We start from the raw sequence: 26,636 nt of genomic DNA, 5'->3' as shown, positions 1-26,636 counted from the left end.
TGTGTTTCTCCTTAGTCGAGATTTATCCAGACCGACTTGGTCTGGGTATTGCCGAGAAGCGCTTCCTCGCCGAGGTCACGTCCATACCCGGAATTTTTGAAGCCACCGAAAGGCGAGGTTGGGTCCAGCATGTTGTACATGTTGACCCACACCGTCCCTGCGTCGAGTGCGTGCGCAACCCGGTGTGCGCGTGAGACATCACGGGTCCACACGCCGGCTGCGAGTCCGTATTCACTCGAGTTCGCCCGGGCGATTGCCTCGGCTTCGTCATCGAATGCAAGGACCGACAGAACCGGGCCGAACACTTCCTCGCGGGCGATACGCATGTGGTCGGTCACGCCGGTGAAGATCGTGGGCTCGAGGAAGTAGCCGGCGGAGTCCGAGCAGCGGTTGCCGCCGGTTTGCAGGACCGCTCCTTCCGCGAGTGCGGCCTGAACAAAACCTTCGACCCGGTCGAGCTGATTTGCCGAGATCAATGGTCCCATCTGCGTGCCATCGTCGAGGCCGTGACCGGTCACGATTCTCTGTGTCGCCTCTACCAGTCTGGCAACCACCTCGTCATGAATGCTGCGGTGCACGAACAGGCGGCTACCAGCGCAACAGACCTGTCCTTGATTTACGAAGATGGCAGTCAGGACACCCTCGACCACTGCATCGAGGTCTGCGTCCGCGAAGACGATGTTGGCGGACTTGCCACCGAGTTCGAGCGTCACCTTCGCAAGGTTGCGGGCACTGGCGGCAACGATGCGCCGACCCGTCTCAGTCGACCCGGTGAACGTAATCTTGTTTACACCGGGATGTTCTACGAGTGCTTGTCCCGCTTCGTGACCCAAGCCGGTTACGACGTTGAACAAGCCAGGAGGTAGCCCTGCCTCGATCGCCAATTCTGCGAGCCGCACCGTCGTCAACGAGGTCATCTCGCTCGGCTTGACGACGACGGCATTACCAGCGGCCAGAGCGGGCGCAATCTTCCAGCTGGCGATAAGGAGCGGGAAGTTCCACGGGACGATGGCCGCGACGACACCGAGTGGTTGCCGCCGAGTATACGTCAGGGCCTCGCCCACCAGTGGCGACACCGGCAAAACATCGCCGGTCAACCGGGATGGACTACCCGAGTAGTAACGCCAGACTTCCGTTGCGATGCTCAGGTCAAGGAAGAGGGACTCTGTGAGGGGCTTACCGTTGTCGAGGGTTTCGAGTGTGGCAAGCTCCTCAGCGTTTTGCTCGACGAGGTGCGCAAGCTCCGCAAGCGCACGACTACGTGCAGTGGGCTTAAGCGCACCCCATTCGGTCTGGGCGGAATGGGCCGAGCGCACAGCGGCGTCGACATCATCGCCGGTGCCCAGCGCGATCCGGGTCAGGACCTTCCCGTTTCCTGGGTCGACAGTATCCAAAGTGTTGCCGCTCAACGCTGGGCGGCGCTGTCCCGCTATGAAGATACTCTCCTCGGCACCATCCAAGGACGGTGCCGTGCCTTCAGGGATGATCGTGGTCATCGAATCTCCTGCTTATGGACGCCGGACTTCGGCGCACTAGGGGTCAAGTCTGGTGATCCAGGTCACGTCTTTGCGCGGGTCATACGGGCCATGGATGGCCCGAGCGGGCCGTCGGCGGCCGCGATGAAAGGCCCGAAGCTTCCGACGAGCGGGTAGTTGGCGGACGGGCGGGAGGTGCCCATAATGCACGAGAGGACTACCGCTGCGGATCCCGTCACTGCGGGCAATCCGGGGCCGGTGCGAGGCTTGAGAAAAGTGCGTTGCAAAGGGGCTGGTTTTGGTGCATCGGGATGAAATATCCGCAGTGACAGGCTTTCTGGTCGCGGGGTGGTGCCAGCTTTCACGGGCAAAGCTATATGTGACCAGGACCCGGATTGACGGCATCGACTGGGCAGAAGCTCTCCGTAAGGTGGTGAGCGGTGCAGGCAGGCGAGTCAGGCAGGCCGGTGCTGTTTGACCAGTTGGAATCGTGGCTTGAGACTGGGACCGTTTCCTGCACTTACGGCGTGCGGGAGTCGCGTCAGCGTGGGTCGACGCGTGCTGAGATCTCCGGAGGGCTGTCCAGTGGGATGACGACTCGGGCGATCAGTCCTCCCCCCGGGCGCGGTACCAAGACAAAGGTACCGCCCATCGCGCTCGATATTTCCGCGACGATCCACAAACCGAGCCCCGCCGTGCCTCTGCGCTCGCCGAGGCTAACGAACTTGCGGGTAACCAGGGTGGCCTCGTCATCGGTCAAACCCGGTCCGCGGTCGCCGATTTCGACCTTCAGGGACGATGGGGTGCAGATCAGGGACAGTTCCACGGGATGGTCCGCACCGTATCGTCGCGCATTCTCGAGAAGATTCGTCATGACACGTTGTAGTCGGTGGGCATCGCAGTGGACCACGGCACCGGGCGGTGTGATGGTGATTTTGCTGTTCGCGCGCGAGATGCCAGCCGCTGCGAGCGACCCGTGGGCAAGCTCGTCCAATGCGATGCGCCGCACGCGGGCGACGCCGGTGGGATCGCCCGTACTCAACGCCACATCGGCCAAACTGTCGAGCATGTCGGTGAGGTGCCGGCTATGTGCTGCAATCAGACTGATGGCCCTTTCCTGGGCCTGGGTGTCAAACCGGCCCGGGGTGGCGAGGGAGTTAGCCAACGAACTCAATGACGATATCGGCGTGCGGAATTCGTGCAGTACGATCCTCAGCCCATCATCTCGCATCGCTTGGGCTTCGAGCAGTCTGGCTCGGAGATCGCGTTCCTCGACAATTGTCAGATGCTCCGAGAGCGCCTCGGCCCTCGCCTGGACCGCTCGGTCATGTTCACGATCGAGGAGGCTCCGTAGGGTGCCGGTCAAGACTGCGAACATAATTAGGTAACCGCACCACCACCATGCCGTCTCTATGCGGTACGCCATCGACGCACTAGGCAGCGGTATGGCGAGTGCAACCACGGCAAATAGTGCACCCACGCACGCGGCGCCGGCAATGGCGTGCCGAATCCCCTGGCGTATCGCGATCGCGACGATCGCCAAAGGCAGAACTGCGACAAGGTGGCTCATTGCTCCACCAGTTGCGGCCGCCAATGTCACCGACGCCACCCCGTCGAGGGCCGCGACCACATCCTGGGGTAGTTGGCGCAGGCCCTGCAGATCGGCAATCAAAATGTAACTGGCATACGTGAAGGCGAACCCGAGACCGAGCACCGCTATCGGCAGGTATGTACGGTTTATCGGTGTTCCGAAAGCTACGACCACGGTGATGCTGCCGATGACGAGAACTCGCAGCACCGCGATTACTCGCTCGGGTTCCTTCCAATGAACAGGCTTTATCGCAGCTCCCGCGATAGGGTCATACCCTCTGAACATGATCGTTGCTCCTCAAGGCTGCGCTGAGTCGATCCCTTCAGATTCTCTAGGTGAGAGCCCGCATAGCATCGCGTACTTGTCGGGCATGTCACACTACAATCTATGTCTGGTACCCCACTCGTCGTAGTTATCGTGGACGACCATGCGCTCTTCACTCAGGGGCTCGAACTGTTGTTAGGTGTCAGGGCTGACCACCTTTTCGATGTTGCTGGCACCACGACGAACGGCGATGAGGCAGTCGCACTGGTCGGGAAGAACCGAGCGGACATCGTGACGATTGACCTGACTCTGCCACCACGAGGCGGATTGGAGGCCATCGCAGCAGTCCGTGCCGCCTATCCTACGACGCGGATCTTGGCACTTTCGGGCACTGAGGACCTCGCCTTGGCCGAACGTGCATTGCGGAGCGGTGCGGACGGGTTCATGGCGAAGTCGTCCGACGCGGACGCGCTCGTGGCCCCGCTACTCGCCCTTGCGGCCGGAATGAAAGTCGTCGAGGCGGGCGTGCTTGAGAAAATACTCAGAAGTAGTCGCAAGCCCGAGAATGATCTCCTAGACAAGCTCGGTCCACAACAAGTGAAACTGTGGAGCCTGCTCGCTCATGGTCTGGAGACAACGGAAATCGCTGAGCGAGTGCATGTCAGCGAAAGAACAGCCAAGAGGATGGTCGCATCACTTATTCAACGGGTAGGGGCGCGAAATCGTATCGAAGCAGCGGCCATGGCGGGTCGCTATGGGCTACTCGACGCCGATTCCTGGATGCACCGAGGTAATGATTCGTCGTTGTGAATTATCTTGCGCGCCATCGGGTGAGCTGTGAGCGTGGTCGATCAGCCGACCTCAGCTGTCGGGTCGTCCTACTGGATCTTCACAACGTGGGCGCGCAAGAGTCGGACCCGGTCAGGCGATGATCGGGGCGGTAGAACATGCTCTCGAACAACGTTGTCCACGGTTTCTCCCACGGCCAGCCCGGCGGGAGGTGCAAGGTCAGTTTTTGGACGGAGTTAGGCGATCCGTTGGGGGACCGAGATCACCGTCCGGCGGATGGCGCCGGCGCTCGCTTTTCGCCAGTGCGGAGTCACCGGTTAGTGTCGCTGCAGTGTGCGTGCGGTTGAAGGCCATTCCAGCGCAGACGAGCCAGTCGGCATTCGCGCAAAACGCACTGTGGGCTTTGTGTGCGAGCACGGAGTTCTCCAGATCCGCATGCACTTGCTCGATGATCGTATGCCGGCGATGGATTCCATCGGCCGCAACAAGTGTCGATGTCTGCGAGGTCGGTGGGGGTGAAGAATGCGTGGAGCGCCACACGTTGAACCGTTGGGGTTAGCGACGGATTGGGATTGACCGTCTCCGATGCTAGGAGGGTGATATCAGTGGAGGATTGGGCAGAAATTCGTCGTCTGCAGCGCGGCGAAGAAACACCGATCAAGGAAATCGCACGACGGATGGGCATCGCCTGGGACGCCGGGCGCACTGCGTTACGCGCGCAGGGCCAGAGCCGGGTCGGGGGACGCGGCTCACTCGCCGATGGAGTCGAGCCACAGATCAGGCAACTGCTGTCCGAGTATCCGCGGATGCCCGCGACGGTGATCGCCGAACGGATCGGCTGGGAACATTCGCTGACCACACTCAATGATCGGGTGGGACAGATCCGGCCGGAGTACCAGGGAATCGACTCCGCCGACCGAATCACTTAGGAGCCTGGTCAACTCACCCAATACGATCTCTGGTTCCCAGAGACGAGAATCCCGGTCGCAGCCGGGCAAGAACGAATCCTGCCTTGTGCGGGTGATGACATTTGCGTTCTCACGGTTCACGACCGCATCGATGATTCCTTCGAGGCAGGGCGGGGGTATTCTCTCGGGAATGTGGACCTCGGTCGCGAAGATCGGTCGAGTGACCAAAACACTGCTGTGGGATAGAGATTCGGCGATCGGTGGCACTGGAAGGGTGATCACTCCAGCGGTGGCGTTCGCGGGAACATTGGCCACGCAGATCAAACTCGCTCCACCGCGGGACCCCGAGTACAAGGGCTTAGTCGAACGGCACAACGGCTACCTCGAGACCTCGTTTCCGCCTGGCCGCCGGTTCGCTTCCCCCGAGGACTTCAACGACTAACTCGGCGACTGGTTCCTACGCGCCAACTCTCGGATGGTTCGCTCGATCGGGGGCCGCGCGATCGACCTGCTCGACACGGACTATTCGGCGATGCTTCCACCGCCGCCGGTGAACCCGCCGATCGGACTGCACCACCGAATCCAGTTGGCCCGTGACTATTACATCAGGATGGATGCAGTAGACTACTCCGTCGACCCACGAGTGATCGGCAGGTTCGTCGACGTCGCCGCATCACCCGAACGAGGTGGTGGTCACCTGCGAGGGACAGGTCGTCGGCTCTTACCGACGATCCTGGGCGAACATGCCGTGGTTACCGATCCGGCTCACGTCCAGGCGGCCGCGCAGTTGCGGCAACAGTTCACCGCCGACCAGCGACGTCACCATGACGCCGACCGCCACCATCTCGACGGGCACCGGGCCGCCTTGCGTGCTCTGCCTGACTATGACGCCCTTTTCAGGGTCGATTTCTGCATTCCCACAACGAAAGCGAGAACGTAAGTGGCTACCTTTACCAGTTCGAAGACCACAACGCCAACGAAGCCGGCAGGATCATCCGATGGGTTGCCGTCGATGATCGCCCACCTCACCCGGGTACTGAAAACGCGGACGACCGGAGCAACCTGGGAAGATCTCGCAGCCCAGGGGCGGGATGAGAACTGGTCCCACACGAGGAATACCTTGCAGCGCTGTTTTTAACAGCAGGTCGCTGAGCGCGAATCCAAGGGTGCCATCATGCGGATCCGCACTGCGCACTTTCCGGCGGTGAAAACACTCGAGGACTTCAACCTCGACCGCCTGCCATCGCTACGTCGTGAGGTGTTGGCGCCCTTGGCCACCGAAACATTCGTGGCGAAGGCAGAGAACGTGATCCTGCTCGGCCCGCCCGGCATCGGCAAAACACACATAGCAATCGGACTCGGCGCAAAAGCGGCCCACGCCGGCTACTCCGTCCTCTTCGACACGGCATCGAACTGGATTGCTCGTCTCGGTGCCGTACACCATGCAGGCCGGATCGAAGCGGAACTGAAGAAGATTCGCCGCTACAAACTGATCATCGACGAGGTCTTGTCTCAAGAGTTTGATGCTGTGTTGGTCAGCTGAAGGATTCGAGGGCGGTGGCGACGTCGTCGTTGAGTTCTTCGGCTCGTCGTAGTGCCTTGCGGAGTCATTCTACTTCGAGTTCGCGGGCAGCGATTCGTCCGGCGGGTTCACCGATGGCTCGTGCCTTGTTCTGCGGAATCCGGGCGGATGTGATGAACGGTCATGTCGGCTGAACGAAACGGCCGAGCACCAATGCCCGCCCCTCCGAGACGGTGCACCGTTCCTCGGCTATCAGCCACCACTGCTGCAACGAAATACCCTCTTGCGCAGGAGTGTTCGTAAGTATCGCCGCCGTATCCGATATGACGTGCTGTCGGCGCCGCGGTCCGCAGTCCCAGGTGCGCACCATTTCCCTGACGGCAGCCATCACCCGATCGGGTTCGAATGGCTCTTTGCGCAGGTCCCGATCGATCTGAAGGCTGACCGCGTTCACCGGCACCCTCCCAGATCGTCCAATGCCGCAATTGTCTCCGGGGCGTAGTCGCGCATACCGACGTCCGGATTCCTTCCACAACAGTCAGGTGCGCGCTCCGCTGACGGCGAGCGACTTTCCACGAGCGCCTTCAACATAGCTTTCTCATCGACATAGGCATACACATCGGCAGTGGTGGACACATTCCGATGTCCGAGGATTTGTTGTGCCACATGCAGTCCCGCCGTGTCGACCAGCAACTGAGCCACCGTATGCCGAAACATGTGCGATGTCGCATGAACACCGAGCCGAGTCGCAGTGGCCCGAAACGACGCCTCGAAAGCTGGGTAGCGCAACGGACGACCCTTTGCCTGACGTCGCCCGACCCACAAAGCCGACGTATCGGCTTGGCCTCGTTCGAGCGAACCGATGCAAGTTCGGCAGATCATCAGCCGAAACGGCCGACATCCACAGGTTCAATTGTTTGCCAAGGCGTCCGGTGAGCATCCCTGCAAACGACTTGACATGGCCTGCAGTTGCTTCGAGGTGCCGGCAGCTGGCGAGAACCTGCTTGAGCCTGATCTGCCCATCGTCGGTGAGGTTGTCGGGATGCCGCGGCATCCACGAGGTGATCCGCCGCACTTTCGGCACCTTTCGGTGTGGACGGTGGAGCTGCCCCTATCCTGCGAAACGGGCGAAGGTAATCCAGAACGGAGCTGTATAGCTGCCGCGATATCCCAATTCTTGAAGTTCTTCGTAAAGTGCAGCAGCGTAGGCATGGCCGTCGTTGAAACGCTCGTGAAGATATTCGGCGAACTCGTCCAACATAGTTGGCAGGCCGGCTCGCGATGCCCCAACAACTCATCGACACTGTTCGCGTAGTAGAAACGACGAACGGTCTCCCGTGCCAGTTCGAGTTGCCGTGCGATAGTTCGGATTCCCATGCCTTCGTTCTTGAGAGTCTCGACCGCCTGGAAACGATTCTTCGTGCGGATGACGAGCATTGAACTCTCCGGACGGGTGGTGTGTACCTGCTCGGCGACCTGCTTCAGTTGTTTCGACGCGGTGCGTTCGATCGAAGGTTCAGGCTCGAACTCAGGATTCTTCAGGCAATTATGATGGGCTGCAACGGTTTTCCTCACAGCTTCGGCGAGGTTGTGCCATAGGTGCCGGCGGTCGGCGACTTCGATCGCCTCGGGCGCTCCGGCACGGGCGGCTTCGGCATACGCGCCAGCGCTATCACGACAGATCACCTGTGTTCCCGGATGTTCGGTGAGCCATTTTGGTGACTGTTTCGGCTTTCCGGTTGGTAAGAGAACATCGACGGGCCGGTGAGTGTCCATATCGATCAGAACTGTGCCGTACCGATGTCGCCTTCCCAGCTTGAAATCATCGACACCGAGCACTTCGACAGTGGTCGTGGGCGGATCAGGTAGCGCTCGGACCAGGCGCAACAGGGTAGAGCGTCCGACATATATGCCCAGCGCAGATGCCAAATGCGATCTTCTCGAGGGTTCCGCGTAGCAGCGGAGTGGTCCGTGCGTAAGCCTTGGTCAGTCCGTCGATCTGCTCGACAAATGTGCGTCGGTCACAGCCGGTGTTCGAGCACATAGGTCGACGTACCTGCAAGACAACGTAACTCGATCGGCCAGCTATAGCCGTATCGGCGAGCATTCGTTCGTACCGACTGTGCACTCGTTTCGAGGAAACACCGCACGTCGGGCAGCTCGCCAACGTCGACAACGGTGACGCCCGAATACGGACTCCGCCTGCGGTCACATCGACCGAATCGATGTCGACACCCGCCAGATGCGGAAGAAATGCACGCAGGTCACACCAGTTCTCAGGACATCAGAACGATCATCTCCCACACGGTCCACGTCATATCGGAACGACACGCGGCGTGAAGGTGGAGCCGTCACGGAAAGTGGGCCAGAACCAATTCCAACCCGTCGTTGACAGAGCCTCCCCGAACTGCCGCACCGATAGTGGGATATCCGGAAAACGCGGAGTTTGCGCGTAATGGCTTCGATATCCTTTGGGGATCAGCGCCATTGTCGGCGATCCTTCGGGCCGTTTCTCGGGAGGAACCGCACGAACCTTTCCTCAGCCGTCTGTCTGACAATCGTTGGCGCGGTGTGGGCGTCCTTGTTGAACTGTGGCCGTGGACTTCGATGATCGAGTCGTTGATGTCGATTAGCACCCGACCGCCGTCGCCGGCAGTCAGGGCGATTTCAGCGAGTCCGCAGAGAAACCGTGACGCCACGGCGTCGAGTTGGCGCGCGTGCCCGAAGGCGAATTTGCGCAGGCACGAACCCGACGTCGAAGGTGCCTAAGGGTGGTCGAATAGCGATTTCATTGCTCCGTGGCGGAGGATCGCCATGGCAACATGCTAGCCTAGCTGTGCCGTCGACGTGAGCGCCGCCGAGTGATCAATCTTCGGCCGGCATTGGCGCCTGCATCAGTCGGTACGGACAGGTGAGCAGTCCGGGTCGCTCGGCCAACGCGACCACTGGGGCCCAGCCATACGGTGGAAACAAGATTCGGGTCGTCGAATCTGGAAGTTGCGATGGTCGGGGTTGAGATAGTTGCATCTGCGAGGTGCTCTTCGCTGCGTCCGAATGTGATCTTCAGGAAATCTTGTTCATTCACTACGGCAAGGCTTTTCGCATTACGACTTGCGTTCGGCCACTATTTGGATCGGTGTATCCAGGCTTAACGGGGCGGCGATTGAAGGGACTTGGGGGGCTGGTCGAGACCAGCCCCCCAAGGTCTAAATAGCCTAGCTGCCGACCAGTTTCTTGTCCTGTGCGATGGCGTCAGCGATTGCCTTCTGATCCTGGATATGGAAGCGTTCTTCCAAATCGGCGGGGGAGTAGTCGAGATCGATACCCGCGGGATCTAGACCGCGAGCACTCTCCATCGATTCGAGTCGACGGTTGACCTTGTCGAGTGCGTAGTCGGTCATCTCGTCGATCGTGATGCCGAACGGAATTCCGCGATCCTCGTACTCGCTGAAGAGATTGACGATTAGGTTCAACGCAGGATTGAGCAGTTCCTGCATGCGGTCACTGACAGCGTCCCAGTTACGATCGTCAGCTGCAATGTGACGGCGGCACGTGAATGTTCCCCACGCCATGTGCCTGCGCTCGTCGTCACCGATGTGTTTGACGAGCTTTTGCATACCGGGCAAGATCCCCCGTCGTTGACACATCTTGGCCCACGCAAAATAGCCTGTCAGAGCGATGCAACCCTCAACGACGTGGTTGTACGTCACGCTCGCCCGTATTTGGTTCGCCGGGGATGGGTCCTCGGTCAGGGTGTATAGAGCACTGGGCAATTCGTCCAAGAAAATCTGCTTGTACGCGTCGCTGTACTCGACGTACTGGTGCAGATCTGTATTCTCGTGGCCAATGGCATTGAAGAAGCGCCGGAAACCCTCGGTGTGCTTAGCTTCCTCGTAGATAAACTGTGTCAGGTACAGTTCGTCACCGAGGCGCCCCTCTGCAGCCATTGCCGCCGCGAACGGCTGCAGGTCCTGAGTCACCGATTCCTCGCCGCCGATGAATTGAGACGCCAGCACCATGGTCAATCGCTGTTCGTCCGCGCTCATTGCGGCAAAATCCACCGCATCCTGGGTGAAGTCGATGGCCGCCGGATTCCAGACCTTCCCATTACCCTTGGTGAAAAGTTTCATCGGGAAGTTGTCGAGTTTCAGGCCACCTGGGGTAAGGCTGCCGAAACCGGTCCGACCGTTGTGTGTGATCGAGCGCTCCATACTCTGCTCCTAACAGTTTTTTCGGTGATGTCGCCGCGCGTTCCGCGACGACTGATGCATATAGCGTGTCGGTGGCGTGACTCGCCGGGTTAGTCGTCTTTGACAAAGTTCTTGACGAATTCCGGATCCTCAAGTGCTTCCTCGACTGTGGTTGAGCCGCCGGGATTCCCAATGGTCTCGAAAATGTTGGCAGCCGCTTCTTTGAAGGGCTTCCACTTGTCGGCCAGACGTTGCATGGGTTTGATCGCCTCTACCGGGCACACGATTTCGCACGCGCCACAGTCGATGCACTCGGTTGGGTTGATGTACGCCATCCGCCCGCCCTCGTAGATGCAGTCGACCGGACATTCCTCCATGCAGGATTTGTCCATGATGTCAATACAATTTTCGCCGATGACGAAGCCCATGACGATGCTCCTTTCCGATCCGGGTTTCTAGCTGATGGCTGCGAATACCGGCGCATTGTCGCTGGAATGTCCGGGTGCAAGACCGACTTCGGGCTGAAGGATGGCCGCGGCGTTGTTCACCGCAGAGGCGACCTCCCCGAAACCGACCGCGATAAGTTTCACTTTTCCTGGATATGTGGCGATATCACCGGCAGCAAAGACGCGGTTTCGATTGGTCCTCATTGTGGTATCGACCAGGATCGACCGATTCTCAAGTTCGAGTCCCCAGTTCGCGAGCGGACCGAGTTGCATCGTGAATCCGAGGGCCGCGACGACCAGCGTGCAGGGAACCGTGACCGGCTCGGTAGAGGCTTTGACGTTGACGATGGCGGAGTCGACGCTGCCATTTCCGTTCAGTGAGATGATTTCGGCATCGACGAGCTGGCGGCATGACGATTCCTGCAACAGTTTGACGCTGTGTGCGTGGGCGCGGAATTGCTTGCGGCGATGCACCAGGGTTGTCGATCGGGCACGCTCAACAGAAGCCAGCGCCCAGTCAACCGCTGAGTCGCCGCCCCCGACCACGAGCACGTCTTGCCCTTCAAGCACGTCGAGCCGGGGGACGAAATATTGCACACCCTTGCCCACAAACTCTTCGCCGCAGGGCAGAGGTCGAGGCGACACGGACCCCACCCCGGCGGTAATGACAACAGCCGAAGCCAGAATCTGCAAGCCTGTACTGGTTGCAATCTTCCACCGGTCTCCAACTGGGTCGAGACTAACCGCCTGCTGCCCCAACAGATATGTCGATTGAAACGGTGCGCCCTGCTGAAGAAGTCCGTCGATCAGCTTTTGTCCCTTTACTGATGGGAATCCGGCGATGTCGAAGATCAGCTTCTCCGGGTACATCGCCGTGATCTGTCCACCCGGGTTGGGTAGTGCGTCGATGACGGCGACCGACAGTCCGCGGAAGCCTGCGTAGTAGGCGCCGTACAGACCTACCGGACCGGCGCCTACAATGAGCAGGTCGACATCGACTGAATATTCCGTGCTAGCCATTCTTCTGATCTCTCTGTCAGCCCAGGGTTTAGAAGCGGATTAGCCCGCGGATGTTGTGTCCTTGACGCATGTCTTCGTAGCCCTCATTGATGTCCTCGAGTGCATACTCCTTGGTAATGAGCTCGTCGAGTTTGAGTTGACCAAGGTTGTAGAGCTCAAGGAGGCGAGGAATATCCATCTGGGGGTTGGACGAGCCGAAGAGGGATCCCTTGATCGACTTCTCGTACAGGGTGAGTTCGAATAGTGACCCGGAAAACGATTCTTCGTCCGGATGGCCAATGGCAGTGACGACCACTCGGCCACGCTTTCCGACCAACGAAAGGGCAGGGAGAATGTAGGAACCTTCGGCTACACCAGTGGTGATGATGCATGCATCTGCCAGTTGCCCGCGGGTGAGGTCCGCGACCACCGGCCATGCCTCGTCAACGGTGGCGAAGGCATGCGTTGCACCGAACTCAAGTGCCTTCTCACGTTTGAATGCGACCGGATCGATAGCAATCACGTAGCGGCAACCGGCAATCCGCGCGCCCTGCACTGCGTTACTGCCGATCCCCCCCACTCCGATGACCACCGCGGTGTCGCCTGCGCGCAGCTCGCCAGTGCGAACCGCTGAACCGAAGCCCGTCGTCACGCCACAGCCGACTAAGGCAGCGCGGTCGAGGGGGAAGCCTTGATCGATCTTCACGACGCTGGCCACGGGGACCACGGTGTACTCGCTGAATGTGCCGAGCACACACATCTGCCCGATGTCTTCACCGCGTCCGTGGAATCGGTAAGTGCCGTCAAGCTGTGGCCCCAGAACGATGGAGGCGCCCATGTCGCACAAGTTCGTCATGCCTCGGGCGCAGTAGCTGCATCGTCCGCAAGCTGGCAGGAAGGAAAGGACGACGGGATCGCCCTCTTCGACTTCGGTGACGCCGGCTCCCACCTTGTGGATAATCCCTGCGCCCTCATGACCGCCGACGACGGGGAAGGGAATCGGAATATCGCCCGTGACCAGATGCTCGTCTGAGTGGCATAAGCCGCTGGCTGTGAGCTTGACCATCACCTCGCCTGGCTTGGGATCGTCGAGATCGAGTTCATCGACCTGCCATTTCTCGCCGAGTCCCCACAGGACCGCAGCCTTAGTTTTCATCCATATTCTCCATTCATCAGTAACCTCCGACACGTCTACTGTGCCGGTGTGGTGTACATCACCGCGCGGTCCTTGAGCGCCACCTTTGGCCCGAGCGCGCCACCCGGCATCACGGCAGAATTCGCCTCGACCGATCCTTTGGGGTGTGCTGGTGGGGTTTCGTCCGAGGTGGTTGTCCTTAGCGTGGGGCGTGCTAGCGGTCTATCAGTGCCACTAGGTTCGGCCCCACGAGGCCTTTGTGAGCAGGGCAAAAAGTCATTCGGTCTGTGCATCCTTATGTCTTCGGCGGGTTGGCATCGTCAATCGACGGGATTCACCGGGACAAGGGTCCGTACGTCATTTCGTGGTATCCTTCCCGTGCGTACGGCGGCGCTAGCACCGCGTGCCCGCGCGATGAACCAGATTCGGGCGAATTTGATGGATCACGGGCCTACTTACTACACGGTCCCGGGTGTTGAAAGAGGATACTTGCGCGGCCTCGAGACGTGTCGGCGAGGTGTGGCCGTACGCCCGACCGTGCCCTGACACGGTCTTGGAGAATGAAATCGCACGAAGGCCACTCCACCCTGCCGTCGGCTTACTGGACGGAGCGCTGGCACACGAGGTTCGACCCGCCTGCTCGTGCGCTCCTGCTGATGCTGGTTCACGGAACGAGTTCGAAGGTCGAGACTTATTTGCGGGCGAGACCTATTTGCCATACGAGAAAATCTCTCCGACACAGCCCTGTCCGGGGCTACGGTACATGCGGCAATCCGGCGTCGCGCTGGCTACGATACCGCCACCGTCGCCCAACTGGGCGGGCTTCACTGCGTGCCGGATTCGTCACCCAAGCCTTCCGTAACGGTGCAGACGTACGCGCCATCATGCACCAAACCGGGTACACCACAACCCGCAATGGTCGAAACATACGCTCACGAGAATGCGCCACTGGTCGGCAACGCCGTTACCGAGCTCGGCCTATGACCAGGCACCCGACCGAGCCCGTGACCGGCGACGGGACGACCGGGGCAGATGCTGACCACGACGACCGCCCTTGTCCGATACGACCAGCGGACATCACGAACACGTCGATACCGAGGCGGGATCGGCACACGTGGTCACTGTTCGAGGACTGGTGCACCGCCCATGGCGAACCCTCACTGGCGGCCTCTCCGGAGTCACTTGCTCGGTTCCTTCACGCGCACCCCGCCGCGCCGACGACCCAACGCCGTCGGATCGCGGTGATCGACACCGCTCATCATCGGCATCTATTACCTCCTCCCGGGCGCGCTGAGACCGTCCGGGCTGCGCTGGATGGTGCCCGCACGTCGCGCCTGCAAGAGGTGGCAGCCGTGATCGGCGGAATCATCGCGCGGCTTCCCGAATACGGTTGGCCGTCAGCGTTGTTCGCACGCAGAGACGCACTGATCCTCACGCTCGCTACGACAGGTCTGCCGTACACGCACATCGCGGCCCTGCGGGCGTGCGATGTCACCGCCGATGCGGGTCTCGACGCCCTTCGCGTCGAGACAGGCCGCGGCGTTCATACCCTCACCTCCCTCGCGCTGGCGGGGACGGGCATCTCGCCGCGGATGGTGTACCAGCGCTGGTGTGAGGTGCTCGGCCATCGGACCCGGTATCCGAGCACTCGAATGATCGCCGACGCTCTCGATGCCGTGGACGGCGGCGCCGGGCTCGGCGGATACGACCGGTATTTCGACCCGGCCGGGAAACAGCCGCTGTCGACTCCTATCGACCGGTGGGGCCACACCCCGTTGGCTGCGACCCCGCTGACCGCCCGTGCGGTCGCGGGCATCGTGCGAATGCACCTGGACGGACGGGCACCCACCCACCTGCAGCCCACTGCGCGGTCACAACAGCCGGAGCAGATCGCGGCACCGGATCCAGTACCGCGGGTCCTACTCGACCCCGGCTACTGCGAACGCGGAACGCTTGCGCGTAGACACGCCCACGGTCTTCTCGACGACGTGGACTCCGTTCTGGCCGATGTCGAAACGCGCGCGGACAGCCTGTTGGAAGCACTCGTCGACTTTCTCGAATCGGAGACCACACGCGTACCGGCCGACACCGTCGAGTGACAAGTGGTTCGTACTCGGGTTTGCACAAACTCTTCTTCTCACGGCAGGGTGGCGGTGACGTCTCCGAAATCTCCGCGATGAAGATCGACCAGGCCGCGAACGGAGGCATCGATCTGACCCCGTCTGTGTGGTCTACGTCGAATCCGGGTCGTCCGAGAGTCGTGGGTTTCGGAAGTCTTTCGGAGAGCGCCCGGTCCAGCGTTTGAAGGCATGAGAGAAGTTGGCGAGGTCGCTGTATCCGAGTTCAGAAGCGATCTCGCTGACCGAAACCGAGCGGTCGAGGAGCCGTAGCATCGCGCGTTCGTACAGCAGCGATTGGCGCAACTTGCTATAAGTGGTCCCTTCTTCGGCAAGCCGCCGCTTCAACGTGCTGCTGGACATCGACAAAGCTTGTGCAACATCATGGTTGGTTCGCTGTCCGAGGTCCTTTTCCAACAGTTGCCTCACCTTCTCGGCGGATGGCATGGACCCACTCCGATGGGCGAGTGTTCGCTGCAGATCAGCGATAGCGAGTCGATATGCGAGAGGGTCCGAGAACCGACAAGCCTTGTTTAGTGTGTCCTCGGGTACGTGGACGAAGGAAATCGGAGCGTCGAAGAACCGGCGATTCGCCCCCGGACCTTTGTCGTGGCTCACCTCGGTCGGCTCCGGCCAGCTCAGATGGAGTGTCACCGGCGATATGTCACCGGCGAGCATGTCCAGCAGTCGTAATAACGCCGACCCACCGTAGGTGATGACCAAGCAGTCCAGTGCGGAATCGCCTGTGTGCGCAGTGAGCCCGACGATCAGACCGTAGTCGCCAGTGTGGAACTGCGATTTCAACGCCGTGGAGATCAATGGCAGGTATGTTAGGAGATCGACGATCTCGGCGACCGAACCAGCGCTGATCAAAGGTGAACTCAGGGGCCCGAACGATGTCAACTGGGCCTGCTCGGCAAACGCAAATCCGAGTCGAGTGGCCTGGGCGATATCGAGTTCGGGATAGACCTCCCGAAACCACCGTATCGGTGCCTGGACGTCATGCTGAATGAGCGTCGCTTCACTGGTTCCTTCGCGGTGCATGATCGCGCGAAGGCGCGCGGCGGCGCCAGGGTCGAGTGCGCGGCGTTCGAGCAGCTGCACGAACGCAAGCGGTGGCAAACCCTCATCGCTCAGCTTCACGGTGATTCCTTTGACCCGAATTCACAAGTTTATGACTCCACCGAACATAGCCGTCACCCACGTTTGCGACGACACTTTCGTCGATCACGCCAGGAACTGAGGTGGTGGCAAGCTGGACGGATTCTTGTCCGGAAGTTCGTTTCTCTTGAGAATGGGAATATTGCGTGACACCGACGCTAGCGGCGCTACACCGCTGTCGCTACGGTCGACCGAATCGAGTCGTCTTGCTCAACTCTGGATTGGCTTGAAAATCTTGGAACCCCTCGATGTACGGAGCGAGTAGGTCTGCGATATCGGTGGCGGTCTGGGCTGCGTCAGTCGGGGGCCGTGAGACATACGCCAAGGCCATCTGAACGATGGACGTGCTCAGGATATCGGCTTGGCGTTTCGGGGCTTGCACCCAGCATCGCTGAAATGTGGCAGAGAGGTGATCTGCGGCTCGCTCGACAAGCTGGGTGCTGTGAACAGTAATGAGCCGCAGGAGGTCTGCGGATGCGTCTTCTTCTCGTAGCGATCTGACCAATGGGTCACGTTCGGAGACGGCGAAAAACGCAGCCAAACCTCGGCCGAGCGCCAATCTGATATCACCAACGCAAGTGTAGAGTCCATCGTCCACCACACTGACCAGCTGATCGGTCAGTCGTATCGCGTAGCTCTCCGCCACACCGCGCCGGGACCCGAACTCGTTATAGATGGTCTGTCGAGACAAACCGGCTTCCTTCGCGACCTCGGACATGGTCACGGACTTCCAGCTCTGCCGCAGCAGGAGAGCGCTCAATGCGTCTAACGCGGTCGCACGAAGGAGAGTGCTTGCCGCTGTCCGGTAGCCACCATCAGGGCGCGCAGTGAGCAATGATCAGAACCTGTGGATGGTTCTCGGCGAGGCGGCGTGAGTGGGCGCACCTTCCCGGGAATGATCTGAAATTCCATCAGCTCTGATCAGGACCGGCGTTGGCGCGCTGGTTCGGGAAGGTACGCCCATGCTCACGGTAGTTCAGGATCAGCAATCCTCCAACGACGACAGCGGTGTTGGTCGGTCGTTGCTTGACGAGATCGTTCGCGACGGTGCCCGGCAGATGCTCGCGGCGGCGTTGGCCGCCGAAGTCGCCGCATACATCGAGCAGTTCGCCGAGCATCTCGATGAGCACGGCCGGCGGCTGGTGGTCCGCAACGGCTATCACCACGAGCGTGACGTGCTCACCGCGGCGGGGGCGGTGACGGTGACCGCACCGCGGGTCAACGACCGCCGTGTCGACGCCGAGACCGGTGAACGGCAACGGTTTTCCTCGGCGATCCTGCCGGCGTGGTCACGCAAGTCCCCGCAGATGACCGAGGTGTTGCCGCTGCTGTACCTGCACGGGCTGTCCAGCGGCGACTTCGGTGCGGCGTTGGAGCAGTTCCTCGGCACTGGTGCCGGGCTGTCGGCCTCGACGATCACCCGGCTGACCGCGCAATGGCAGGACGAGGCGAAGGCCTTCGCCGACCGGGATCTCTCGGGCACCGATTTCGTGTACCTATGGGTCGACGGCATCCATCTCAAGGTCCGCCTGGAGCAGGAGAAGCTGTGCTTGCTCGTGATGATCGGCGTCCGCGCCGACGGCCGCAAGGAGCTCGTCGCGCTCACCGATGGGTTCCGGGAGTCCACAGAGTCGTGGGCTGATCTGCTGCGCTCATGCCGACGCCGCGGGATGACCGCCCCGGTGCTGGCCGTCGGTGATGGGGCGCTGGGGTTCTGGAAGGCACTGCGGGAGGTGTTTCCGGATACCCGTGAACAGCGCTGCTGGTTTCACAAGCAGGCCAATGTGCTTGCTGCGCTGCCCAAGTCGGCTCATCCAGGTGCGACCGCGGCGATGCGGGAAATCTACAACGCCGAGGACATCGACAAGGCCCAGGTCGCGATCAAGGCCTTCGAGGTAGATTACGGCGCGAAGTACCCCAAGGCGGTCGCCAAGATCGTCGACGACGCCGACGTGCTCCTGGAGTTCTACCGGTACCCGGCCGAGCACTGGATCCACTTGCGCACTACGAATCCGATCGAATCGACGTTTGCGACCGTGCGGTTGCGAACCAAGGTCACCAAGGGCCCTGGGTCACGCGCAGCGGGGATTGCCATGGCCTACAAGCTGATCGACGCCGCACAAGCCCGCTGGCGGGCGGTCAACGCCCCCCATCTGGTCGCGCTGGTCCGTGCCGGCGCGGTGTTCCACAAAGGCAAGCTGCTCGAACGACCCATCGACATCTCACCCGCTGAGCCCGACGAATCAAGCGAAACGGAGGTCGCCTGAAACACCCTCATCCACAGGTCTTGACAATATCTCCGCGCAGTGTGGACGGAACTCATGAATAGAAGTCTAGGCGCGTTCGGACATTGGTGGTGGGGGATGATGTCGCTGTCGCCAGCGCGTCGATGCTGCCAGCGATGCGACCAGTGGCGTTATCGGCGGGCGAACGAACCAGGCGCAGCGGTGAGCCGAACACCTACGAAGAACTCATCTGTTCTTTCGGTAGGTTTCCCGAGCGGCGTGCAGCGAACGCAGAGCATGCAACTCGGCACAACTGCCGGCGTGTGGCGTCAGAAAAGCTCTCCATTGCAGAGGTCGGCTACGCACACCCCTCGTCTGCGTAGCTCGACCTACATCTGGCTGGTTTTCACGTCGCGAATATTTCGGCGTTCGATCAGACTCGCGCACCCATGGTAAGTCAACGGAATCCACGCGGGTGCCAACATTAACAGTAGGAGCGGTGTCAATGTGAAGAATACAAAATCCAGCACGATACCTCGATTTCCACTGCATTCATGGAGGCCTGAAGAAGCCGTCGTCGTGGTGTCGATCGTACTGGATCGGCACCGTTCTGTGATATGTCCAAGTTGGCCAAAGTCGCAAGGAGTCCTTGTTCTTTATGCACAACTCATCCTTCCCTCTTTGACACATGAGGAATGGCTATCGTACAACTAGGTCGTATCGAGTTCGCTCCCGTATTTAAAGGAATCAACCTTGAATCGAGCATTGGACCGTCTCGCAGTTCGTGGTCGGGTGCTGGTCACACCCTGCCAGGGGGAGCCCGAACTGTGGGACTACGAATCCGATCCACCCTACGAGACGGTTGCTCAGCGAGCTGCGCGTCATAAAACTGCAGCGGACTCTTGCATGAAATGTCATATACTGACCGACTGCGAGCAGTATCTTGCTACTGATCCTTCGCCAGCCGGAGTGTGGGCCGGTCGAATCTTGGAGACGTCCGAAGGATCTGTCGAATCAAATGCGGCGAACATTGCGACAAGTGAAGGAATCGAGGGCAAAGAAATGGATATCAATGACCGAATCAAGTCGCTTTCACCGAATGCGGCATTCGATATTCTGATAGCAACAATCGTGAATCAGCATGGCAATGGAGTCTGACGAACGTGGCGCTGGAAACCTGGAAGGTTTGAGCCGGGTCGCAGCCACCCTGCTCAAACCGTCAACCGTGCGTCTACTGAGCCGAGCGGTATGGGTAATTTGAGTACTGTGCTGGGTGTCCACCACGCGGCATCCAGCGCAATCCTGAGGTTCATGAGGATGCCGGCATCGTCCAGCTTGCAACCGCACTCTTTCGCTGCTTGTCGGATGCGGTATTTGACCGTGTTGCGATGGATCGTCATGTCGTGAGCGGTCGCGGTAACGCTACAGTTGTTTGCCAGGTAGACTCGCAAGGTCTCGCGGAGCCAGCGGTTCCGCGCACTGTCCAGAAGCAAGCCTCCGAGTGAGTCTTCCGCTAGAGCCCTTAGGCTTTCCGGATCTTCGAGCAGAAGAGTGATGGCTGCAACTTCCTCGAAAGTTACCACCGGACTGATATCGACCTTGCCGTCCGAAACCACGCGGGCCGCGCGCTCTGCCTGCCTGGCTGTCTTCCGAAAACCATTTTCACCACTCTGCACGGTTCCAATTGCTGCTCGAATTCGGCCGTACTTCTGAAGAACGTCTGTAACGCTTTCAAGGCAAATCCTTCCGGCGTGAATTATCGGAAACCAAACCAGGGATCGGGCATCGCCTTTACTGTTGACTTGCGGTCGACCGATCGTACCGAGTCTGACGTTAACGGTATCTACGAGCTGGTGCCAGGACTTGCTCGGGAATGGTTCCCGGTCATTCGTCCAAAACTCAATGGCAATAGGGTTTCCTGTGAGATTGTAATATGAATCGATTTTGTATGCGTCCAAAGGATCTGTGCATGATGGCGACATTGCGCGTTCGAGTTCCGTGTTTACAGAACTATTTTCTTCACGTATCTTCGATTTCTCCGCTTCGTATTCTGAACATGCGTCCTGACACACGCGGTCTATGAAGACGGCAGACCTGCTGACCAGATGCGCAAGTTGATTCGCGGCCAACGTGTGCGTAGCTCGCGAGAGCGAGAACAGGACATGCTCAAGAAATCTCGATTGGCCCAGGTGATAAGCGCGGGCGAGCGCCGTCAGCGGGACATGCGTGTGTGCGAGAACGCGAGCATGGCACAGGGCGGCATGCGGAGCTCGCAAGTTGTCGTGCTCAGTCCTGTCGGCCAGGAAGTCGATAGCCGCATTGATGTTGGCTTTCACACTGGTGTGTAGAAGTCCGGTTGCGTCTGCATTGCCGTTCATTTCATGGATTGATGCACTTATGAATGAAGAGATATTCTCGGTCAACTCTGCCTTCCTGTCCTCCATCTCGTCCACAAGTGTTTCCATCAAATGAGTCGATATCATTTTAGTGTCATACCTACCCTGGTAGTTCAATTCTGGAGCGGCACGCCATTTCGGTGACGATCGCTGCGGATCTAGCTTGTCGATCTCGGGGCTTGCCCCGCCGCCTGTGCACCTCGGCTTCTCGTCAGAGCCCTCCTTGCTGGCTTCTGACGCACCGGCTCCTTTCGGTTCGGCTCGCCGGTGACGGAAGCGTCAGCGGCTTGTGGTTGATGAGCTGCATCACTAGTATCTGTACACGCAGGCTGCATCTGTCAATTAATTGGACAAAAAGTCATCGTCTGTATAGTAGTGTGCCCGGGTAGGCAGGCGGTCGGCTTTGGTCTCACCGTCGAGGGGGCGCACTCTTGCGCTGGGGTCCAGGCCCCTGGGGCGAGGAGCAGTTATCCGGTTTGAAGAACCAGAAGGAGACGCCATGGCGACGCCACCGAGCAGTTCAATCGATTACGACGTTCTGATCGTCGGTTCGGGCTTCGGCGGAAGTGTCACCGCGCTGAGGCTGGTGGAGAAGGGGTACCGCGTCGGGATCCTGGAAGCCGGGCAACGCTTCGAGGACAAGGACTTCGCGAAGAACAGTTGGGATCTCAAGCGTTTCCTGTGGGCACCGAAACTCGGTCTGTACGGCATCCAGCGCGTACACCTGCTGCGCGATTGCCTCATCCTCGCCGGTGCCGGAGTGGGCGGTGGATCGCTGAACTACGCGAACACCCTCTACAAGCCGCAGACACCGTTCTTCGAGGACAAGCAGTGGGCGCACATCACCGACTGGAGCAGTGAGCTCTCGCCGTTCTACGACCAGGCCACCCGCATGCTGGGCGTGGTGCGCAATCCGCACATGACCCCTGCCGACGAGGTGATGAAGTCGGTCGCCGAGGACATGGGCGTCGCCGACACTTTCATTCAGACACCGGTGGGCGTGTTTTTCGGTGACGAGCCCGGCAAGACCGTCCCGGACCCGTACTTCGGCGGCGCAGGCCCCGAGCGCACCGGTTGCATCGAATGTGGTGAGTGCATGACCGGTTGCCGCCACGGAGCCAAGAACACCCTGCTCAAGAACTACCTCGGTCTCGCCGAGCGCGCAGGAGCCGAGATCGTGCCGATGACGACGGTGTCCGGCCTGCGCCCCCGATCCGACGGCACCTGGGATGTCGACACCGAGCGCACCGGCGCTCGGCTCCGCAAGGGCAAGAAGACCTACAGCGCGGCCAATGTCGTTCTGGCAGCCGGTACCTGGGGCACTCAGAACCTGCTGCACAAGATGAAAGACACCGGCGCGCTGCCCAAGCTGTCGGACACACTCGGCGAACTGACGCGTACCAACTCCGAGTCGATCGTCGGAGCGGCCAAATACGAGGTGGACCCGTCGATGAATCTCACGCGTGGCGTTGCCATCACGTCCTCGTTCCACCCCAGCCCCAACACGCACATCGAGCCGTGCCGCTACGGCAAGGGTTCGAACGCGATGGGCATGCTGCAGACCCTGATGACCGACGGCGGAGGAAAGATTCCGCGTTGGCTCAAATTCGTGTTCGCGATGATCGCGCATCCGATTCAGTTCGTCCGCGTCGTCAACGTCCGGCACTGGAGCGAGCGCACCATCATCGCGCTGGTGATGCAGAACCTGGACAACTCGATCACCACGTTCACCAAGCGTGGGCCGTTCGGCCGCACGATCTCCAGCAGGCAGGGCCACGGGGAGCCGAATCCGACGTGGATCCCCGAAGGCAACGACGCCACCCGGCGGATCGCCAAGAAGATCGGCGGCCTCGCGGCCGGTACCTGGGGAGAGCTGTTCAACATTCCGCTCACCGCCCACTTCCTCGGCGGCTGCGCCATCGCCTCGGATTCGGCGCACGGCGTCATCGATCCGTACCACCGCGTCCACGGCTACCCGACGCTGAGCGTGGTGGACGGGGCGGCCGTGTCGGCAAACCTCGGGGTCAATCCGTCGCTGACCATCAGTGCGCAGGCCGAGCGGTCCGCCGCACTGTGGCCGAACAAGGGCGAGCTGGATCTTCGTCCGGCACAGGGGCTTCCGTATCAGCGGCTCGATCCCATCGCCCCCAACTCGCCCGTTGTTCCGGTGGACGCTCCGGGTGGACTGAGATTGCCTATCGTCGAGATCCGAAATGGCCATCTGGTCGCCGGTGAGACGGCTTCGCGGTGAAAGAAGTACTTGGTGAGCGCGCATTTCGAAACAGGAGCCCAGTCGCTCGATGCCTTCGTGCGGAGCGCAGAGTTGTCGCACTCCACATCTGGAGTGGACTCAGGTCGGATCTCTGGGGCGAACCGTCTGACCCGAATTCACAAGTTTTTGACTCTACGTAACATGGCCGCCATTCACGTTTGCGGCGACACTGTTATCAATCGCGGAAGAAAATTGAGGAGTTGACATGGCAGTTGTAACTTTCGTCGCCCACGATGGTGAGAAGCACGAGGCGGGCTTGGTCGAAGGTCGATCGTTGATGCAGATTGCAACCGACAATGCTGTGCCGGGGATCGATGGAGACTGTGGGGGCGAAACGGCCTGTGGCACCTGCCATGTGATCGTCGACCCGCAGTGGTCAGGAGAGGTGGGTCTGTCCGGTGCCAACGAGGAGGAGATGCTGGCGATGAACCCCGAGCGTGAACCCACGTCTCGGTTGTCGTGCCAGATGGTGGCCTCGGAAGCGTGGGATGGCCTGATCGTTCGAACACCTGAATTCCAATTGTGATGTGTGAAAGGCAGGCACGACAGCATGAAAGTTTCTGAGTCGATCACCGACAAGGTCCAGTCGACCATCCCTATAGGGCTGCAGATCCAGGGCGCTCATCTGTACGACAAGACCCGACGGTGGGTGACTGGCACGAATGGCAAGAAGATTTTCGTCGAAAGTCCCATTCCACCGGTCGAGGATGTCGAGCTCGCCGACATCGACCTCAGTAACCCCTTTCTTTACAGACAAGGGCGGTGGCAGTCGTACTTCGAGCGCGTGCGGAACGAGGCACCGGTTCATTACCAACCCAACAGTCCGTTCGGCCCGTTCTGGTCGGTCACGCGCCATGCCGATATCGTGGCCGTCGACAAGAATCACGCTGTGTTCTCGGCCGAACCGTTCATCGTCATCGGCGTCCCGCCCCGGTTTCTCGATATCGAGATGTTCATCGCGATGGACCCGCCACGCCACGACAAGCAGCGCGCTGCCGTCCAGGGGGTTGTCGCACCGAAAAACCTCCGGGAGATGGAGGGACTGATCCGATCGCGGGTACGGGAGGTGCTGGACGACCTCCCCTTGAACGAGCCGTTCGACTGGGTGCAGAATGTCTCGATCGAGTTGACAGCTCGGATGCTCGCAACTCTTCTGGATTTCCCTTACGAACAACGCCGCACACTCGTCTACTGGTCCGATTTGGCAACCTCGATGGAGCAAGCCAACGGTGGGCCCTCGGACAACGACGAGGTGTTCGAGGGCATGCGTGACATGGCCCGTGGCCTCAGCGCTCTCTGGCATGACAAAGCAGCCAGGAGGTCTGCAGGGGAAGAGTCCGGTTTCGATCTGATCACCATGTTGCAGAGCAACGAGGACACCAAGGATCTGATCGATCGTCCGATGGAATTTCTGGGCAACCTCGTCCTGCTGATCGTCGGTGGGAACGACACGACGCGAAACTCGATGAGCGGTGGCGTTCTTGCGTTGAACCAATTCCCCGACCAGTTCGAGAAATTGAAGGCCAATCCCGATTTGATCCCCAACATGAACTCGGAAATCATCCGATGGCAAACACCCTTGGCGTACATGCGCCGAATCGCCAAAGCCGACACCGTTCTGAACGGACAATTCATCCGCAAGGGTGACAAATTGGTGATGTGGTACGCCTCGGGTAACCGCGACGAACGCGTTTTCGAGAATCCTGATGATTTCATCATCGATCGTGCCAATGCGCGCAATCACATCGCGTTCGGATTCGGTGTACACCGGTGTATGGGCAATCGGCTGGCCGAAATGCAGCTGCGGATTCTGTGGGAGGAGTTGCTTCCCCGCTTCGAGAACATCGAGGTCGTCGGCGACCCCGAGTACGTTCAGTCGAATTTCGTGCGGGGCATCAGCAAGATGATGGTGCGCCTGACGCCTACTTCCAGCGCATGACATCGCAACGGGCGATCATCGTCGGCGCAAGCCATGCTGGGGCACAACTGGCAGCTAGTTTGCGCCAAGAAGGTTGGACAGGCGAGATCGTCCTCATCGGTAACGAGTCTGCCACTCCCTATCAACGCCCCCCGCTGTCGAAGGCATACCTGGCGGGCAAATGCGTACTCGACGATATCGCCATTCGCAGCACGGACTTCTACTCCAAGCAAGGTATTCAGCTCCTGAACGCGCAGGTGGAGGCCATCGTTCGGTCGGAAGGCAACGTCGTTCTCGACACCGGGGAGAAGCTGGCCTACGACAAGCTCGCGCTGTGCACGGGAGCCCGCCCTCGTCGGCTCACCGTTCCCGGGGCCGATCTCCACGGGGTCTACTACCTACGTACCGCAGCGGACGTCGAGAGGATCCGTATGGCCACCGGCCCTGGCCGGCGGGTGGTGATCGTCGGAGGCGGCTACATCGGACTCGAGACAGCGGCATCGCTGCGCGCACTGGGCGTGCAGGTCACAGTTCTCGAGGCAACTGGGCGTGTGCTCGAGCGGGTCACTGCTCCCGAGGTATCGACGTTCTTCGAGCGGATACATCGCGAGCAGGGAGTCGACATCAGAACGAACGCGATGGTCGAAGGCCTGTCCGGTGACCGTGAGGTTCGCGAAGTCAGTTTGGCCAGCGGGGAATCGATCCCCGCAGATCTGGTCATCGTCGGTGTCGGCGTCGAGCCGAACACCGACCTCGCCGCCGATGCGGGTCTTGTCATCGACAACGGCATCGTGATCGACGATCACACTCGGACCAACGACCCCGACATCATGGCGGCGGGGGACTGCGCGAGCCACGACATGGCCCGTTACGGCCGTCGACTACGGTTGGAGTCCGTCTCGAGCGCAGGAGAGCAGGCCAAAGTCGCTGCCTCGACCGCCTGCGGGAAGTCCAGAAAAATCGAAGCGTTGCCGTGGTTCTGGTCAGATCAGTATCACTTCAAGCTGCAGATCGCCGGCCTCAACACCGGATACGACGAAGTGGTTCTCAGCGGTGACCCCACCCGTGACAGTGATTTCAGTTGCTTCTATCTCCAGGCCGGTGAGCTCATTGCCGCCGACTGCATAGGTCGCCCGCGCGAGTTCATGTACAGCAAACGGGTGATCGCCCAGCGACTCTCCGTCCAACGCGAAGACCTGATGCTCGGCGGACTCGCGCGCAACTGACC

General features: G+C 60.2%; 22 protein-coding genes and 4 pseudogenes. 11 read left to right on the top strand and 15 right to left on the bottom strand.

Going from position 1 to position 26,636, the window contains the following annotated elements; all coding sequences use genetic code 11:
• Window positions 1-11 precede the first annotated feature (11 nt).
• From A0W34_RS29720 to A0W34_RS29715, 3 genes are all read right to left on the bottom strand, one after another.
• Window positions 12-1,496: an aldehyde dehydrogenase family protein gene (locus A0W34_RS29720; protein WP_042920093.1), complete on the bottom strand. Its 1,485-nt coding sequence runs from the start codon at window positions 1,494-1,496 to the stop codon at window positions 12-14.
• Window positions 1,497-1,558: 62 nt separating this feature from the next.
• On the bottom strand, window positions 1,559-1,714 hold the full coding sequence (locus A0W34_RS32890) for a hypothetical protein (protein WP_156519336.1): 156 nt from the start codon (window positions 1,712-1,714) through the stop codon (window positions 1,559-1,561).
• 302 nt (window positions 1,715-2,016) lie between these two features.
• Complete coding sequence (locus A0W34_RS29715) at window positions 2,017-3,351, bottom strand: sensor histidine kinase (RefSeq protein ID WP_051649478.1); 1,335 nt, start codon at window positions 3,349-3,351, stop codon at window positions 2,017-2,019.
• 132 nt (window positions 3,352-3,483) lie between these two features.
• Here A0W34_RS29715 and A0W34_RS29710 point away from each other — a divergent pair, with 132 nt between their 5' ends.
• Window positions 3,484-4,140, top strand: coding sequence for a response regulator transcription factor (locus A0W34_RS29710; protein ID WP_332316283.1), 657 nt, complete (start codon window positions 3,484-3,486; stop codon window positions 4,138-4,140).
• A gap of 79 nt (window positions 4,141-4,219) precedes the next feature.
• Here the strand turns inward: A0W34_RS29710 and A0W34_RS33510 are convergent.
• A pseudogene (locus A0W34_RS33510) lies at window positions 4,220-4,648 on the bottom strand (IS1380 family transposase); the annotation flags it as partial.
• Window positions 4,649-4,715: 67 nt separating this feature from the next.
• Between A0W34_RS33510 and A0W34_RS29700 the strand changes: the two are divergent.
• A pseudogene (locus A0W34_RS29700) lies at window positions 4,716-5,967 on the top strand (Mu transposase domain-containing protein).
• A 72-nt stretch (window positions 5,968-6,039) separates the two neighbouring features.
• A pseudogene (locus A0W34_RS29695) lies at window positions 6,040-6,552 on the top strand (ATP-binding protein); the annotation flags it as partial.
• 178 nt (window positions 6,553-6,730) lie between these two features.
• Here the strand turns inward: A0W34_RS29695 and A0W34_RS29690 are convergent.
• The 8 genes from A0W34_RS29690 to A0W34_RS29650 all read right to left on the bottom strand — a co-directional run bounded on the left by A0W34_RS29690 (window position 6,731) and on the right by A0W34_RS29650 (window position 13,340).
• Window positions 6,731-7,003, bottom strand: coding sequence for a hypothetical protein (locus tag A0W34_RS29690; protein ID WP_058228369.1), 273 nt, complete (start codon window positions 7,001-7,003; stop codon window positions 6,731-6,733).
• Window positions 7,000-7,431, bottom strand: a complete 432-nt coding sequence (locus tag A0W34_RS33855) for a tyrosine-type recombinase/integrase (RefSeq protein WP_051649477.1) — start codon at window positions 7,429-7,431, stop codon at window positions 7,000-7,002. The genes A0W34_RS29690 and A0W34_RS33855 overlap by 4 nt, the downstream gene beginning before the upstream one ends.
• Window positions 7,432-7,458: 27 nt before the next feature.
• On the bottom strand, window positions 7,459-8,388 hold the full coding sequence (locus A0W34_RS29680; RefSeq protein ID WP_058228368.1) for a transposase: 930 nt from the start codon (window positions 8,386-8,388) through the stop codon (window positions 7,459-7,461).
• A 22-nt stretch (window positions 8,389-8,410) separates the two neighbouring features.
• Entirely contained in the window at window positions 8,411-8,761 is a 351-nt protein-coding gene (locus A0W34_RS29675) for a transposase family protein (protein ID WP_074447157.1), read from the bottom strand.
• A gap of 1,003 nt (window positions 8,762-9,764) precedes the next feature.
• Window positions 9,765-10,760 carry a R2-like ligand-binding oxidase gene (locus A0W34_RS29665; RefSeq protein WP_042920084.1) on the bottom strand — a complete coding sequence of 332 codons (996 nt, stop codon included), beginning with the start codon at window positions 10,758-10,760 and terminating at the stop codon, window positions 9,765-9,767.
• 89 nt (window positions 10,761-10,849) lie between these two features.
• Entirely contained in the window at window positions 10,850-11,167 is a 318-nt protein-coding gene (fdxA, locus tag A0W34_RS29660; RefSeq protein ID WP_042920082.1) for a ferredoxin, read from the bottom strand.
• A gap of 27 nt (window positions 11,168-11,194) precedes the next feature.
• The gene (locus A0W34_RS29655; RefSeq protein WP_042920079.1) at window positions 11,195-12,205 is read right to left on the bottom strand and encodes an NAD(P)/FAD-dependent oxidoreductase; all 1,011 of its coding nucleotides are present in this window, start codon (window positions 12,203-12,205) and stop codon (window positions 11,195-11,197) included.
• A gap of 28 nt (window positions 12,206-12,233) precedes the next feature.
• Window positions 12,234-13,340 carry an NDMA-dependent alcohol dehydrogenase gene (locus A0W34_RS29650; RefSeq protein ID WP_042920077.1) on the bottom strand — a complete coding sequence of 369 codons (1,107 nt, stop codon included), beginning with the start codon at window positions 13,338-13,340 and terminating at the stop codon, window positions 12,234-12,236.
• A 705-nt stretch (window positions 13,341-14,045) separates the two neighbouring features.
• On the opposite strand from A0W34_RS29650, the pseudogene A0W34_RS33505 reads away from it, so the two are divergent.
• A pseudogene (locus A0W34_RS33505) lies at window positions 14,046-14,303 on the top strand (hypothetical protein); the annotation flags it as partial.
• Entirely contained in the window at window positions 14,300-15,418 is a 1,119-nt protein-coding gene (locus A0W34_RS29640; protein ID WP_051649475.1) for a hypothetical protein, read from the top strand. The pseudogene A0W34_RS33505 and the gene A0W34_RS29640, both read left to right, overlap by 4 nt.
• A 132-nt stretch (window positions 15,419-15,550) precedes the next feature.
• Here the strand turns inward: A0W34_RS29640 and A0W34_RS29635 are convergent, their stop codons facing one another.
• Both A0W34_RS29635 and A0W34_RS29630 read right to left on the bottom strand, forming a co-directional pair.
• Window positions 15,551-16,579, bottom strand: coding sequence for a helix-turn-helix domain-containing protein (locus A0W34_RS29635; RefSeq protein WP_051649474.1), 1,029 nt, complete (start codon window positions 16,577-16,579; stop codon window positions 15,551-15,553).
• A gap of 199 nt (window positions 16,580-16,778) precedes the next feature.
• Window positions 16,779-17,432, bottom strand: a complete 654-nt coding sequence (locus tag A0W34_RS29630; RefSeq protein ID WP_042920075.1) for a TetR family transcriptional regulator — start codon at window positions 17,430-17,432, stop codon at window positions 16,779-16,781.
• Window positions 17,433-17,559: 127 nt separating this feature from the next.
• Here A0W34_RS29630 and A0W34_RS29625 point away from each other — a divergent pair, with 127 nt between their 5' ends.
• Window positions 17,560-18,864 carry an IS256-like element ISRer3 family transposase gene (locus A0W34_RS29625; RefSeq protein ID WP_042927240.1) on the top strand — a complete coding sequence of 435 codons (1,305 nt, stop codon included), beginning with the start codon at window positions 17,560-17,562 and terminating at the stop codon, window positions 18,862-18,864.
• Between the two features lie 711 nt (window positions 18,865-19,575).
• Window positions 19,576-19,980: a hypothetical protein gene (locus A0W34_RS32885; protein ID WP_128638070.1), complete on the top strand. Its 405-nt coding sequence runs from the start codon at window positions 19,576-19,578 to the stop codon at window positions 19,978-19,980.
• 53 nt (window positions 19,981-20,033) lie between these two features.
• Here the strand turns inward: A0W34_RS32885 and A0W34_RS29615 are convergent, their stop codons facing one another.
• A complete protein-coding gene (locus A0W34_RS29615) occupies window positions 20,034-21,287 on the bottom strand; it encodes a PucR family transcriptional regulator (RefSeq protein ID WP_042926010.1) in 1,254 nt (417 codons plus the stop codon).
• Between the two features lie 430 nt (window positions 21,288-21,717).
• Between A0W34_RS29615 and A0W34_RS29610 the strand changes: the two genes are divergently transcribed.
• The 4 genes from A0W34_RS29610 to A0W34_RS29595 all read left to right on the top strand — a co-directional run bounded on the left by A0W34_RS29610 (window position 21,718) and on the right by A0W34_RS29595 (window position 26,634).
• Window positions 21,718-23,469, top strand: coding sequence for an FAD-dependent oxidoreductase (locus A0W34_RS29610; RefSeq protein ID WP_042926008.1), 1,752 nt, complete (start codon window positions 21,718-21,720; stop codon window positions 23,467-23,469).
• A gap of 226 nt (window positions 23,470-23,695) precedes the next feature.
• Window positions 23,696-24,016: a 2Fe-2S iron-sulfur cluster-binding protein gene (locus A0W34_RS29605; RefSeq protein ID WP_042926005.1), complete on the top strand. Its 321-nt coding sequence runs from the start codon at window positions 23,696-23,698 to the stop codon at window positions 24,014-24,016.
• Window positions 24,017-24,040: 24 nt separating this feature from the next.
• A complete protein-coding gene (locus A0W34_RS29600; RefSeq protein WP_042926022.1) occupies window positions 24,041-25,429 on the top strand; it encodes a cytochrome P450 in 1,389 nt (462 codons plus the stop codon).
• The gene (locus tag A0W34_RS29595) at window positions 25,426-26,634 is read left to right on the top strand and encodes an NAD(P)/FAD-dependent oxidoreductase (protein WP_042926002.1); all 1,209 of its coding nucleotides are present in this window, start codon (window positions 25,426-25,428) and stop codon (window positions 26,632-26,634) included. The genes A0W34_RS29600 and A0W34_RS29595 overlap by 4 nt, the downstream gene beginning before the upstream one ends.
• The last annotated feature ends 2 nt before the right edge of the window (window positions 26,635-26,636 follow it).

Origin of the sequence: Rhodococcus sp. BH4, assembly GCF_002079265.1 — a bacterium.
GTDB lineage: Bacteria > Actinomycetota > Actinomycetes > Mycobacteriales > Mycobacteriaceae > Rhodococcus_F > Rhodococcus_F qingshengii.
This window is presented reverse-complemented; position numbering and strand designations above follow the sequence as displayed.

What these genes read in the sequence shown, in the direction of transcription:
- A0W34_RS29720 (WP_042920093.1), bottom strand. Translation starts at nt 1,496, where the DNA reads ATGACCACGATCATCCCTGAAGGCACGGCACCGTCCTTGGATGGTGCC.
- A0W34_RS29665 (WP_042920084.1), bottom strand. Translation starts at nt 10,760, where the DNA reads ATGGAGCGCTCGATCACACACAACGGTCGGACCGGTTTCGGCAGCCTT.
- A0W34_RS29605 (WP_042926005.1), top strand. Translation starts at nt 23,696, where the DNA reads ATGGCAGTTGTAACTTTCGTCGCCCACGATGGTGAGAAGCACGAGGCG.
- A0W34_RS29600 (WP_042926022.1), top strand. Translation starts at nt 24,041, where the DNA reads ATGAAAGTTTCTGAGTCGATCACCGACAAGGTCCAGTCGACCATCCCT.
- A0W34_RS29650 (WP_042920077.1), bottom strand. Translation starts at nt 13,340, where the DNA reads ATGAAAACTAAGGCTGCGGTCCTGTGGGGACTCGGCGAGAAATGGCAG.
- A0W34_RS29640 (WP_051649475.1), top strand. Translation starts at nt 14,300, where the DNA reads ATGACCAGGCACCCGACCGAGCCCGTGACCGGCGACGGGACGACCGGG.
- A0W34_RS33855 (WP_051649477.1), bottom strand. Translation starts at nt 7,431, where the DNA reads ATGATCTGCCGAACTTGCATCGGTTCGCTCGAACGAGGCCAAGCCGAT.
- A0W34_RS29625 (WP_042927240.1), top strand. Translation starts at nt 17,560, where the DNA reads ATGCTCACGGTAGTTCAGGATCAGCAATCCTCCAACGACGACAGCGGT.
- A0W34_RS29615 (WP_042926010.1), bottom strand. Translation starts at nt 21,287, where the DNA reads ATGGAAACACTTGTGGACGAGATGGAGGACAGGAAGGCAGAGTTGACC.
- A0W34_RS29595 (WP_042926002.1), top strand. Translation starts at nt 25,426, where the DNA reads ATGACATCGCAACGGGCGATCATCGTCGGCGCAAGCCATGCTGGGGCA.
- A0W34_RS29655 (WP_042920079.1), bottom strand. Translation starts at nt 12,205, where the DNA reads ATGGCTAGCACGGAATATTCAGTCGATGTCGACCTGCTCATTGTAGGC.
- fdxA (WP_042920082.1), bottom strand. Translation starts at nt 11,167, where the DNA reads ATGGGCTTCGTCATCGGCGAAAATTGTATTGACATCATGGACAAATCC.
- A0W34_RS29610 (WP_042926008.1), top strand. Translation starts at nt 21,718, where the DNA reads ATGGCGACGCCACCGAGCAGTTCAATCGATTACGACGTTCTGATCGTC.
- A0W34_RS29715 (WP_051649478.1), bottom strand. Translation starts at nt 3,351, where the DNA reads ATGTTCAGAGGGTATGACCCTATCGCGGGAGCTGCGATAAAGCCTGTT.